Origin of the sequence: Campylobacter vulpis (genome assembly GCF_014217995.1) — a bacterium.
Classification (GTDB): domain Bacteria; phylum Campylobacterota; class Campylobacteria; order Campylobacterales; family Campylobacteraceae; genus Campylobacter_D; species Campylobacter_D vulpis.
On the sequence record NZ_CP041617.1, the window covers coordinates 845973 to 858122 of the forward strand.

12 protein-coding genes are annotated in these 12150 nt (G+C 35.6%); 2 read left to right on the forward strand and 10 right to left on the reverse strand.

Going from position 1 to position 12150, the window contains the following annotated elements:
- Positions 1-65 precede the first annotated feature (65 nt).
- Positions 66-242 carry a hypothetical protein gene (locus CVULP_RS04335; protein WP_180753078.1) on the forward strand — a complete coding sequence of 59 codons (177 nt, stop codon included), beginning with the start codon at positions 66-68 and terminating at the stop codon, positions 240-242.
- Positions 243-704: 462 nt separating this feature from the next.
- Here the strand turns inward: CVULP_RS04335 and CVULP_RS04340 are convergent, their stop codons facing one another.
- The 10 genes from CVULP_RS04340 to CVULP_RS04385 form a co-directional block, all read right to left on the reverse strand.
- The gene (locus tag CVULP_RS04340) at positions 705-1262 is read right to left on the reverse strand and encodes a 2-oxoacid:acceptor oxidoreductase family protein (protein ID WP_099461601.1); all 558 of its coding nucleotides are present in this window, start codon (positions 1260-1262) and stop codon (positions 705-707) included.
- Complete coding sequence (locus CVULP_RS04345; RefSeq protein WP_099461600.1) at positions 1259-2104, reverse strand: 2-oxoglutarate ferredoxin oxidoreductase subunit beta; 846 nt, start codon at positions 2102-2104, stop codon at positions 1259-1261. The genes CVULP_RS04340 and CVULP_RS04345 overlap by 4 nt, the downstream gene beginning before the upstream one ends.
- Before the next feature lies 1 nt (position 2105).
- Positions 2106-3230 carry a 2-oxoglutarate synthase subunit alpha gene (locus CVULP_RS04350; RefSeq protein ID WP_099461599.1) on the reverse strand — a complete coding sequence of 375 codons (1125 nt, stop codon included), beginning with the start codon at positions 3228-3230 and terminating at the stop codon, positions 2106-2108.
- 8 nt (positions 3231-3238) lie between these two features.
- Positions 3239-3550 (reverse strand): 4Fe-4S binding protein, encoded by a 312-nt coding sequence (locus tag CVULP_RS04355; RefSeq protein ID WP_099461598.1) that lies wholly within the window; start codon positions 3548-3550, stop codon positions 3239-3241.
- A 10-nt stretch (positions 3551-3560) separates the two neighbouring features.
- Complete coding sequence (gene sucD, locus CVULP_RS04360) at positions 3561-4430, reverse strand: succinate--CoA ligase subunit alpha (protein WP_099507665.1); 870 nt, start codon at positions 4428-4430, stop codon at positions 3561-3563.
- Positions 4431-4439: 9 nt separating this feature from the next.
- Entirely contained in the window at positions 4440-5603 is a 1164-nt protein-coding gene (sucC, locus tag CVULP_RS04365; RefSeq protein WP_099507666.1) for an ADP-forming succinate--CoA ligase subunit beta, read from the reverse strand.
- Positions 5604-6506 (reverse strand): malate dehydrogenase, encoded by a 903-nt coding sequence (locus CVULP_RS04370; protein ID WP_099461595.1) that lies wholly within the window; start codon positions 6504-6506, stop codon positions 5604-5606.
- Positions 6503-8707, reverse strand: a complete 2205-nt coding sequence (locus CVULP_RS04375; protein WP_099461594.1) for an NADP-dependent isocitrate dehydrogenase — start codon at positions 8705-8707, stop codon at positions 6503-6505. The genes CVULP_RS04370 and CVULP_RS04375 overlap by 4 nt, the downstream gene beginning before the upstream one ends.
- Positions 8708-8820: 113 nt before the next feature.
- Positions 8821-9627, reverse strand: coding sequence for a phosphatidylserine decarboxylase (locus CVULP_RS04380; protein WP_099507667.1), 807 nt, complete (start codon positions 9625-9627; stop codon positions 8821-8823).
- Positions 9624-10748 (reverse strand): metallophosphoesterase, encoded by a 1125-nt coding sequence (locus CVULP_RS04385; protein ID WP_099507668.1) that lies wholly within the window; start codon positions 10746-10748, stop codon positions 9624-9626. Before CVULP_RS04385 ends, CVULP_RS04380 begins: the two co-directional genes overlap by 4 nt.
- Before the next feature lie 103 nt (positions 10749-10851).
- Here CVULP_RS04385 and gltX point away from each other — a divergent pair, with 103 nt between their 5' ends.
- Entirely contained in the window at positions 10852-12150 is a 1299-nt protein-coding gene (gltX, locus tag CVULP_RS04390) for a glutamate--tRNA ligase (protein WP_099507669.1), read from the forward strand.

Below are 12150 nucleotides of genomic sequence, written 5' to 3' on the forward strand. Positions count from 1 at the left end.
TAAGTCGGTTTAAAAAAAGCTTATTTGTGTGTGAATTTGGGCGTTAAAATAAGTATGAAAAGGGCTTGAGCCTTTTTTTTGCCTTGCTTAAGGTGCGTAAAATCAAAATGCAAAATGAAAATGAAATTTTAAAGAGCTTTGAGGGCTGTCGTGCTTTTGTAGGCTGTGCTTGGAAGTGGGTGTGGTGTGAGCGATTTGGGTGCGTAAGTTGGGTGATTTGGCTTAAAACTAGCTTAAAATAAGGGCTTTTTTTGTGAAACATTGAAAGAAGTGGCGAAAATGGCTAAATTTTGGGAAATTTTGCGAAAAATGCTATTTTTTAAAAAATGTCCTTGACAAAATGCCTATTTTAGCGTAAAATTTGGTTAATTTTTATTTGGGTCTTTTTTCACAAAAGGACACATTAATAAAGATTTAAATGCTACTAGTAGGCTTTATGGGGGTTCTAAATCAAATCTTAATTTTGTTTCATCAAAATAATATTTGGTTTTTCAGTTTTTCATATTTATCAATCATACCACTACCAAAACGCAAAAGCTAAAATACCGCTCATTAACGCAATTTTTTAAAACTTTTTTGCTAAAAATCCTTTTAAGTAAAATGTAGAGTGTATTTTGTAAAAAACAAAAAGCTAATATGAAATAAAAATTCTTTTAAAGAAAGATTTTAAAAATTCAAAGAAGAGTTTTTACTCTTCTTTGAATTTATGAATGTGGTTTTGTTTGACTAGCGTATTTTACGCCCAAATCAAAAGCCTTAGCATTAGCGTCCCTAGTTTTAGGTGGCACCATATGAAGCATTGTTTCTTTTAAAACATCAAGTTCTATGCACTTACTCATATAAGCAGCTATGGCTAAGGCAACGACTGATTGAGTGGCGACATTACCAACCTCTTCTTTAGCTATGGTGATGATAGGAATTTCAAAAATTTGCCATTTTTTATAGTCCTCTTCTTCAGGATGCACCAAATTTGGCTCAATGACTATAATCCCCCCCTCTTTTACTCCACCACGAAAGCCTTTATAGCCCTTATCTGCCGTTGAAAGCATAAAGTCAATCTCTCCCTCAATCGCATAGGGAAATAAAATTTCCTTTTCATCGATGATAATATCGACTTTAGTAGGACCTCCACGCACTTGAGAAGTGTAAGTTGAAGCCTTGAAAGCTTGACGCCCCTCTTTAATCGCAGCTTCAGCTAAAATTTCACCAGCAGTGATAACGCCCTGACCGCCCTCACCTCCAAATCTTAATTGATATTTCATTTCAAAGCTCCTAAATCCACCATTCTTTTTTCTTTCGCTGCTTTACGCACCTCTTCATAGGCGTGGCAGTATTCAGGCTGAGTATTATCCTCGTGCAAAATTCCCGTTGGAAATTTATCTCTTCTTTCTTCAAAATCCATTGTTTCAAATTTAGATTTATCAACCACGCGGTTCTTAATCCAATCAAGCATAGCCACCGCTTCGCCCATTTTATTTTTACGACCTAAATTAATATGGCAATTTGAAAACACATCAACAAAGCTATAACCCTTGTGTGCCAGAGCCTTGTAAATTAAATTTTCAAGCTTTGCTGCTTCGATAACATTGCCTCTTGCCACAAAAGACGCTCCCGCTGCCTTAGTCAATTCACAAGCGTCAAAATTTGGATCGATATTTCCAAATTGTGCAGTAACCGTATAAAAGCCTTTTGGTGTTGTAGGAGAGGTTTGTGAATTTGTAAGGCCATAAATAAAATTATTAATTACAATATGCGTTAAATCGATATTTCTACGACAGCCGTGTATAGTATGATTTCCACCGATAGCTAAGGTATCGCCATCTCCACTTACCACAATAACATGTTTGCTAGGATTAGCAAGTTTTATACCCGTAGCATAGGCAATAGCCCTGCCGTGCGTGGTATGCACAGTGTTGCAATTCACATAAGAACTCATTCTTCCGCTACAACCTATACCTGAAACCAAACATACATCGTCCATATTCCAGCCTAATTTTTGAATTGCCCTAATAATGCACTTTAACACAACTCCATCGCCACAGCCCCAGCACCACTGGGTTGGTAATTTATCTGCTCTTAAATATTCATCATAATCAAATGCCATTTTACAAATTCTCCTTTACTTTAGCGATGATTTCACTCGGTGTGATAGGGCGTCCATTAGCTCTATGAAGTGAAATGAAGTCTTTTCTTGAGCTTACTCTTTCAATTTCTTCAAGATACTGCCCCATATTTAGCTCACTAACCATAACCTTTTTAAATTTAGCCACAACTTCGGCAATCTTTTCCTCCGCCACAGGATAAAGAGTAATAGGACGGAAAAGTCCTACTTTAATGCCCTCTTCCCTCAAGCGATTGATTGCTTCTTTAGCCGAGCGACTCACGCTTCCATAAGCTATGATTAAAAATTCGGCATCGTCAAGCTTATATTCCTCATAAGCACAAATATCATCTTTATTATTTTTAATCTTACCTATTAATCTTTCTATATTTTTCTTCACAATAGCCCCATCTTCGGTAGGAAAGCCTATGTCGCCGTGATGAAGTCCTGTGATGTGATAACGATAACCTTCAAAGAAAGGATTTAAAACCGCTGCTTCATTTTCTCCTGCAGCATAAGGCTTATAGTCTTTTTTATCGCCTTCAAATTTCTTACGGTTAATAATCTTAATATCTTTTAAATCTGGTAAAAGTGCCTTACCATTCATATGCCCCACAGTTTCGTCCATAAGCAAAAATACAGGAGTCATATATTTTTCAGCCAAATTAAAAGCCCTAATAGTTTCCGTATAAGACTCCTCTAAAGAAGCAGGAGCTATGGCTATACTAGCAAAGTCGCCGTGAGTGGGGGCTTTAGCTTGGAATAAATCTCCTTGAGCCACACGCGTTGGTAAGCCAGTCGATGGTCCTCCCCTCATAACATTGACAATCACTAAAGGAATTTCAGCAATAAAAGCAAGACCGATTTGTTCGGCTTTGAGTGAAATTCCCGGACCTGAACTTGCCGTCATTGCCTTAACGCCACTCATAGCCGCACCAATAGCCACACTAATACCTGAAATTTCATCTTCCATTTGGATAAAAGTGCCATCATTAGCAGGAAGCATATGGCTTAACTCGTGAGCGATTTCCGAACTTGGAGTAATGGGATAACCTCCAAAAAATTTACACCCACAATCAATAGCCGCCTTTGCAATCAAAACATTTCCCGTTGCTATAACTTCTCTCATATCTTTTCCTATGCTAATTTTTTGTATTTGTTATTTTTCACCGCTAAAGCTCTCTCTTTGGCTTCTGGGCTAAGTTTAGCAAATTTAAATTCATCTCTTTTTGCTACCATAATTGCAAAATCAGGACAATGCGTCTCGCATTCTGTGCAACCTATACAGGATTCAGGATGCACAACTTCTATCATTTGCCCTAAAACAGCGTGAATATCATCACGCATTGCTAAAACCCCAGCAGGGCAGTAACTAACGCAGATATTACACGCTTTACATCTATGCTCATCAACCCAAACGGGCGTATCTTTTGGAGCTACTATACTCATACAATTTCCTTTAAGCTAGTATTTTTTTAATTTCTTCGCCGATTAAAGCTGGAGAATCGACAACATGAATTCCATAGCTTTTTAAGGCTTCTTTTTTCGCTGCCGCACTCTCATCGCTACTTCCTACAATAGCACCTGCGTGTCCCATTCTTTTACCCTTAGGAGCAGTTGCACCTGCTATGAAGGCTACCACTGGTTTAGTGATATTTTCTTTAATGAATTTTGCCGCTTCTACTTCTAAACTTCCACCAATTTCACCTATCATTACAATAGCCTTAGTTTCATCATCTTTTTCAAATTCACTTAGTAATTCTTTATAAGCAAGTCCTATAATAGGGTCGCCTCCTATACCTACGGCAGTTGAAATTCCATAGCCACTTTGTGCGACTTGATTAGCAGCTTCGTAAGTGAGTGTGCCCGATTTTGAAATTAAACCCACACAACCTTTCTTAAAAATAAAGCCCGGCATAATGCCTAATTTACATTCTTGGGAAGTGATAATGCCCGGACAATTTGGTCCTATGATTTTCATACCTTTTTTATTTGCATATTGTTTAGCAAACATCATATCCTTAACTGGCGTATGCTCTGTAATCACAACAGCAAGTTTAATGCCTGCATCAGCAGCTTCTATCACACTATCTCCCACTGCAAAAGCCGGAACAAAAATCAAGCTCACATCTGCTTTTGTGGCTTTAACAGCCTCGCTAACTGTGTTAAAAACAGGCTTTCCTAAATGCTCTGTACCACCCTTAAAAGGCGTTACCCCGCCGACTATCTGTGTGCCATAAGCCATACACTGCTCGGCGTGAAAAGTCGCCTCCTTACCTGTGAAACCTTGAACAATAACTTTTGTGTTTTTATTAACTAAAATACTCATTTTTCTTCCTTATCCTACTAGACTTTTTACAAGTTCAGCGCCTTCCTTAAGACTAGTCGCTGCTTTAATATTTTTAAGATTTGAATTATCTAAAATACTTTTTGCCTCTGCCGCATTTGTGCCATCAAGACGCACCACAATAGGAACATTAACTTCGACATTTTTAGTCGCTTCTAAAATTCCATTTGCTATTCTATCACAACGCACAATCCCACCAAAGATATTAATAAAAATAACCTTGACATTTTTATCTCTTAAAATAATCTCAAAAGCCTTAGCCACAGTTTCTGGAGAAGCACCACCACCCACATCTAAGAAATTTGCAGGCTTTGCACCGCTATAATTAATAATATCCATAGTCGCCATAGCAAGACCAGCACCATTAACCATACAAGCAACATCTCCATCAAGCTTGACATAGCTAAGTCCAAATTCTCCCGCCTCACGCTCAGCGTCATTTTCCTCCGTAATATCTCTAAGTGCTGCTATATCACTATGTCTATATAAAGAGCTATCATCAAAACTACATTTTGCGTCTAAAGCGTAAAAATCACCCTCAGCTGTTTTAATGAGAGGATTAATCTCAAGCATATTCATATCTTTATCCATATAAAGCTTATAAAGCTTTTCTATCATTACGGCAAGTTTTTTACTCTCATCTTTATCAAGTCCTAAAACTTTCGCCACTTCTAAGGCGTGAAAAAGCTTAAAGCCTATTTGTGGGTCAATGCCAACTTTAGCGATTTTTTCTGGATTTTCTTTAGCTACTTTTTCTATATCCATACCGCCCTCACTTGAAGCGATGATGGTAATTTGCTCTGCCATTCTGTTAAAAAGTATGGCTAAATAATACTCCTTAACGATATTTGCTCCGCTTTCGATGTAAAGTTTTTGAACAAGTTTTCCCTCAGGTCCTGTTTGATGCGTGACTAAAGTCATACCTAAAATTTGCTCAGCATAACTTTTAACTTCATCTAAGCTTTTAGCAATCTTAACTCCGCCTCCAAGCCCACGACCACCAGCGTGAATTTGAGCTTTCACAGCCCATACAGAGCCACCCAGCTCTTTGGCATTAGCCACCGCTTCATCGACACTAAAAGCAACCCTACCTTTTAAAGTAGGCACTCCATTTTCCGCAAAAATTGCTTTTGCTTGATACTCGTGTATGTTCATTTATTCTCCTTTGTATTGATATTTAATTAACGATTTTTCTAATTTTTCTTGTTCTTCGAAAGATAAATTTAAATTCATTATCTCTCTCACTCCGTCAAGTCCTAGCCTTGCCATAACACCAAAAGCCTTATTTTTTATCCCAAATTCTCCATTTAAAATTACACTCATAGGTAAAAATTCTCCAGAACGCATAGACTCAAGCATTCTAAGACAAGCACTTGCTGGGGCTAAAAAAGCTGAAGTTTTAAGGTGTTTGATAACTTTCGCTCCACCCGTTTTCACTTCATTTTCCACATCTTCAAATTCTTCTTCGTTTAAAAGTTCTGTTAATTTGTGATTACCCACACTTGAATGCGATTTTAACAAAACCATATCATCATTATGAAAACCCATAAGTCTCGTATCTACACTTGAAGTTTTTACCTTAAGTTTTTTGGCAAGTTCATATTTAAAGCGTGCATTATCTAAAACTCCAGCCATAGCGACAATTTTCTTAGCATTAAAAATTCCACTTTCATAAAGAGTATTGAGAAGAAAATCTACAGGATTGGTTAAAATGATAAAGAGCGGCTCTTCATTAAATCTCTTAACCCTTTTAGCACAATCGAGCATAATATTCGCATTAATCTGCAAAAGCTCATCTCTACTTTGTCCATCTTTTCTAGCCAAACCAGCCGTAAAAAGAATAATTTGAGAATTTTGCGTATATGAATACTCTTTAGTGCAAATTAATTCTATATCCAAATTTAAAGCTGCTATGCTTTGAGAAAGTTCAAGTTCTTTTGCTAAAAGCAAGTCGTCATTAATGTCAATTAAAACAATTTCTTTTGCAAATTCTCTCATAATCAAAGCATAAGCTACGCTTGTGCCGACATTTCCAGCACCTATAATGGTAATTTTCATCTTTGCCCTATCTTTGCAATAATATCATTAAATAAAGCACTAGGACGCATAATTGCCTCAGCTTTTGCATTATCAAACTTATAGTAACCTCCAAGATCTGCTTTGACGCCTTGAGCATTATTAAATTGTCCTCTAATCTCCTCTTCATTAGAGCTAAATTCCAAAGCTATATCCTTAAAAAAGCTTTGCAATTCCACATCTTGTGCCTGTCTTGATAGATGATTTGCCCAATACATCGCTAAATAAAAATGGCTTGTGCGATTATCATCTTCACCAACTTTACGCGAAGGTGTTTTATTATTTTCAAGCCACTCGCCAATGGCTTCATCTAGGCAACTAGCTAAAACTTCAGCCTTATTTGATTTACATTTTTGTGCGTAAAATTCTAAACTTGCCTGTAAGGCTAAAAATTCGCCCAAACTATCCCAACGCAAATGATTCTCCTCGACAAGTTGCTCTACTTGTTTAGGTGCTGACCCCCCTGCTCCTGTTTCAAACATTGCACCGCCATTTAGCATAGGCACGATTGAAAGCATTTTAGCACTTGTGCCAAGCTCTAAAATAGGAAATAAATCAGTTAAATAATCCCTTAAAACATTACCCGTAATTGCGATGACATTTTTTCCAGCTCTAATTAATTCTAAGCTTTTCAAACAAGCCTCATAAGGAGCTAAAATTTTAATTTCTTTGCCTTTTGCTTTAAGTTCTTTTTGCACTAAATCTATCATTATTTTATCACTTGCTCTTTTTTCATCAAGCCAAAAAATCGCTTCATCGCCGCTTAATTCTTGCCTTTGAATTCCTAAGTCAATCCAGTTTAATATCGCATCAAATTTAGCTTGATTTGCCCTATAAATGTCATTTTTATTAAGCTTATGTTCAAGTAAAACTTCTCCATTTGCAACAATTCTCATTGTGCCATTTTCTGGTGCGATGAAAGTTTTATCATGTGAGCCGTATTCTTGTGCTTTTTTAGCCATTAAGCCGACATTTGAAACGCTACCAAGTTTTGCGGGATTTAAAGTGCCATTTTTATGTAAATCTTCAATTACCGCTTGATAAATAGTCGCATAAGTCTTATCGGGAATTAAAGCGTTGGTGTCTCTTTCTTTACCCTCTTTATCCCAAAGTTTTGCACCATTTTTAAGCATAGCAGGCATAGAAGCATCGACTATCACATCGCTTGGAACATGTAAATTTGTAATGCCTTTGTCTGAATTCACCATAGAAATATCCGCACTTTTGCTTAAAATTTCTTGGTATTTTTTAAGGATAGCATCTTTTTGACTTGAATTTTCTACCTTGCTCAAAAGCTCGTTTAAGCCATTATTTGCATTGATGCTTAACCTTTCAAATTCCTTACCAAATTCTTCAAAAAGCTCTTTAAAATAAGTCTTCACAGCATAACCAAAAATAATAGGATCACTCACTTTCATCATTGTAGCTTTTAAATGCAAGGAAAAAAGCAAATTTTCATCTTTACAAAGCTTAATTTGCTCCTCATAAAAACGCATTAATTTTTCTACATTCATAAAGGTTGCGTCTAAAAGCTCGTTTTTCTCAAGCTTTAAGCCCTCTTTTAAAATCGTTTTTGTGCCATTTTCACTAACGAATTCAATGTGAGCTAAACAATCATTTTTAATTAAAACTGCTTTTTCATTAGAGAAAAAATCGCCATCTTTCATATAAGAAACCCTACTTTTTGACTGAGGATTAAACGGAACAACGCGGTAAGGATTATGCTTTGCATAATCTTTCACAGCCTTAGTGCAGCGGCGGTCTGAATTACCCTGACGCAAAACGGGATTGACTGCGGAACCTAGAATTTTTTGATACTTCGATTTAATTTGAAATTCTTCGTCATTTTTTGGTTCATCTGGGTAATTTGGTAACATATATCCCTTTTTTTGCAATTCTTCAATCGCCGCTTTAAGTTGTGGGATAGAAGCGGAAATGTTTGGAGTTTTAATAAGATTTGCATCCGCTTTTTTCACAAGTTCGCCTAAATTTGCTAAGGCATTTTCACATTTTTGATCCTCCTTCAAACTCTCGCTAAATTCGGCTATAATCCTACCTGATAAAGAAATATCAGAGCTTACCACTCTTATATTAGCTTTACTTAAAAAAGCTTTGACGATAGGTAAAAACGAGTAAGTTGCAAGTGCTGGAGACTCATCAGTTAGAGTATAAGTAATATGCATCTTTTATCCTTATTTGCTAATATTTCTTCAAAGTATAATAAAATTTCGAAAAAATGCAAGAGTAAGTTTAAATTTTTTTTTAGTTTTATCAATAAGAAAAAAACAAATTTTCCTTAAAGAAAATTTGCAAGTTTTTCTCCAAATTTAATTCTTGTTTTTGGCTCAAAATTTAAATGTCCCTTTTGCGACAAAACAACTATGGTAGAACCTAACTCAAAATTTCCAAGCTCTTCGCCTTTTTTTATAATCAAATCATTATATTTTCTTGTAAAATTATGTGCCGTTTTCATATTTGTTTGCACGCTTTTATCAAAATCAAAGCACATTTTGCCGACATTTTGCGCCCCAACAAATACAAGCCAAAAAATGAAATTTTTTTCTACACTTTTACATTTTAAACTCACTCTTTCATTTTGTGTGTAAAGATTTGCTATTTTTGACAAATGCTTTTCATTGACGCTAAAAAGTGCGCCACTCGTATAAGTTAAGCTTAAAATTTGCAAATTGCAAGGGGCGTGATAGCGGTGATAATCTTTTGGAGAAAGATAGATATTTGCGTAATTAAGCCCATTTTTTAGCTCCTCTTTTTCATAATTATCCCTTAAAAGCTCTTCTACGCTATAAGTTCGCCCCTTAATGCTAAAAGCAAAAAGTTCATTTTCTGCCAAAAAAGCCTCTCCGCTTTGCAAAATGCACCCATCGCTAGGAGAGATAAAGCCATCTTCTAAATTTCTTAGTTTTTCTAGCTTTCTTGTGAAAAGTGCGTTTAAGCTTTCATATTCATTTGGTTTTTTAAATTCACTCATATCAATGTTAAAATGATTCACATAACGCTCATTAATAAAACTTTGCAAAGCTTTAAAGAATTTAAAACCCGCTATAATTCCAAAAAACCTTGAACTATCTCTATCAAAACTCATTTATCGCCCCTTAAATTTAAAATAACAAGCTCACTTTGAGAAAAAGTTCTAAGGCTAGGTCCCCAAAAGCCTGCCCCACGACTCACAAAAAGTTGCGTTTTTTCACTCAAAGGATAAAGCCCTGAAACAAAACCTTGCTGAAGCTTTACCAAAAGTGCAAAAGGGAAAATTTGCCCTCCGTGCGTATGTCCGCTTAAAATCAAATCAAAATCACTCACATCATAAAGCTGTGTGGTTTTAGGCTGATGGGCGAGTAAAATGCTTGGTTTGCTTAAATTTAAATCCACCTTAGCCCTTGCTAAATCAGGTGCTAAGATACCCTTTCTAAGTCCTACTAAGTCCCCTACTCCAGCGATATTGATAAAGCCTAAATCTACGCCTTCATTGACTAAAATTCTCATATTAGTTTGACCTTTTAAAAGCTCTAAAACTTCATTGATTCCGTGATAATATTCGTGATTTCCCAAAGCATAAAAAGTGCCGTAAGTTGATTTTAAATCATTGAGTTTTGAGATGTAGGGCTTTAAAGTTTCAGGCTTTGCATCGACCAAATCACCCACGATAACGATCATATCGACATTTTTACTATTAACCTTTTCTATAATTTCACTTAGAAATTTTTCGTGCAAATTTTTTCCTAAATGAATATCCGTTAGCATAGCGATTTTAAGCTCTTTTGTTAAATGCGAAATTTCAATATCAACTTCGTTAAATTCAGGCACTTTAATCGCACTATAAATACTAAAATAAGTTATGAAAGCTCCAAATAAAAGCACAAAAATTTCAAAACTCACTTTAAGAAAAGAGGCAATTTTCATAAAACTTTTTCCCAAAAGCGTTAAAACAAGCCTTAAAAAATCTAAAAGTAAAGTTACAAAGAAAAAGCAATAAGTCGGCGCATATAAAGAAGCAAAAAAACTATACCAAGTATCATTTAAATATTCGCTTGAGCGAAAAACCATAAAAAAAGCTTGTGCTAAAAAAAGTGTGAAAAGTATTAAGGCAAAAAGTCGCCTTAAATATTTAAGTGTGATGAATTTAAGCACTAATCTTTTGTAAATATAAATATTTGCCAAGCCAAAAATTAAAGTTACACCAAAAGAAAAAATTAAAAATATCATCAAGCCCTCCAAAATAAAATGCGAATTATAACAAGCTAAAATTAAATATCCATATAAACTTTTTTGTTATAATCCCCACTCAAAATCCATAAAAGGTTATAAAATGTATCGTTTCGCACCCTCTCCTACTGGAGATATGCATATAGGAAATTTAAGAGCGGCTTTGATTAATTACCTTTGTTCTAAGCAGGAAAAAACAGACTTTATCTTACGCATAGAAGATACAGATAAGGCTAGAAATATCGCAGGAAAAGAAGAGGAAATTAAGAAAATTTTAAAACTTTTTGGCATTTCTTGGCAGCATTATTATGTGCAAAGTGAAAATTTGAAATTTCACCGCCAAATGGCTTTAAAATTAGTCAGCGAAAAAAAGGCTTTTGCTTGTTTTTGCACCGAAGAAGAATTAAACACTAAAAAAGAAGCTGCTAAGGCACAAAATAAACCTTACCGCTATGATGGAACTTGTGAGAATTTGCAAGATAACGATGTTTTAGAAAATGAAAAGCCCTTTGTTATACGCCTTAAAAAACCAGAAAAAGCGATGAAATTTAAAGACTTTATTAAGGGGGAGCTTTGCTTTGAGCCTGAAAATATCGATAGTTTTGTCATTATGAGAGCGGATAAAACGCCTACTTATAATTTCGCTTGTGCGGTTGATGATATGCTTGAGGGTGTTTCGTGCATTATAAGAGGCGAGGATCATGTCTCTAACACGCCCAAGCAAGAGCATATCCGTGCAAGTTTGAATTATGAAAAGCCTATGACTTATGCACATTTGCCCATTATCCTTAATGAAGAGGGGCAAAAAATGAGTAAAAGAGAGGCACATTCTAGCGTAAAATGGCTTTTAGAGAGTGGGATTTTACCAAGTGCGGTGGCGAATTATTTATTATTACTTGGCAATAAAACCCCTTGCGAAATTTTTACCCTTGATGAGGCAATTTCGTGGTTTGACTTGCAAAAACTTTCTAAAGCACCGGCTAGATTTGACTTAAAAAAGCTTTTGCAAATCAATAGGGAGCATATTAAAAGACTTGATGATACAAGCTTAAACGCTCTTTTAAAGACGGATAAAAACTTAGCCCCTTTAGCGAAATTTTACACGCAAGAGGCTAGCACTTTGGTGGAGCTTAAAGAGAAATTGGAAGCCATTTTTGCCAAAAAAGCTTATGGTGAATTTGAGAAAGAATGTGTGATTTTAAAAGAGGCTTTAGAAAAATGTGAGCTAAAAGAAAACTACGAGGAATTTAAGCAAGAATTAATAAAACTTAGTGGCTTAAGGGGTAAAAACTTTTTTATGCCTTTAAGAATTGTGCTTACAGGCAGCACACACGGACCCGAGCTTACCGAGCTTTATCCTTACCTAAAGCCCTTTATAAAAGAACTAGCGAGAAAGGTTTAA

Excerpts from the sequence above, each read along its gene's own strand:
- CVULP_RS04340 (WP_099461601.1), bottom strand. The coding sequence starts at position 1,262 with ATGAAATATCAATTAAGATTTGGAGGTGAGGGCGGTCAGGGCGTTATC.
- CVULP_RS04345 (WP_099461600.1), bottom strand. The coding sequence starts at position 2,104 with ATGGCATTTGATTATGATGAATATTTAAGAGCAGATAAATTACCAACC.
- CVULP_RS04350 (WP_099461599.1), bottom strand. The coding sequence starts at position 3,230 with ATGAGAGAAGTTATAGCAACGGGAAATGTTTTGATTGCAAAGGCGGCT.
- CVULP_RS04355 (WP_099461598.1), bottom strand. The coding sequence starts at position 3,550 with ATGAGTATAGTAGCTCCAAAAGATACGCCCGTTTGGGTTGATGAGCAT.
- sucD (WP_099507665.1), bottom strand. The coding sequence starts at position 4,430 with ATGAGTATTTTAGTTAATAAAAACACAAAAGTTATTGTTCAAGGTTTC.
- sucC (WP_099507666.1), bottom strand. The coding sequence starts at position 5,603 with ATGAACATACACGAGTATCAAGCAAAAGCAATTTTTGCGGAAAATGGA.
- CVULP_RS04370 (WP_099461595.1), bottom strand. The coding sequence starts at position 6,506 with ATGAAAATTACCATTATAGGTGCTGGAAATGTCGGCACAAGCGTAGCT.
- CVULP_RS04375 (WP_099461594.1), bottom strand. The coding sequence starts at position 8,707 with ATGCATATTACTTATACTCTAACTGATGAGTCTCCAGCACTTGCAACT.
- CVULP_RS04380 (WP_099507667.1), bottom strand. The coding sequence starts at position 9,627 with ATGAGTTTTGATAGAGATAGTTCAAGGTTTTTTGGAATTATAGCGGGT.
- CVULP_RS04385 (WP_099507668.1), bottom strand. The coding sequence starts at position 10,748 with ATGATATTTTTAATTTTTTCTTTTGGTGTAACTTTAATTTTTGGCTTG.
- gltX (WP_099507669.1), top strand. The coding sequence starts at position 10,852 with ATGTATCGTTTCGCACCCTCTCCTACTGGAGATATGCATATAGGAAAT.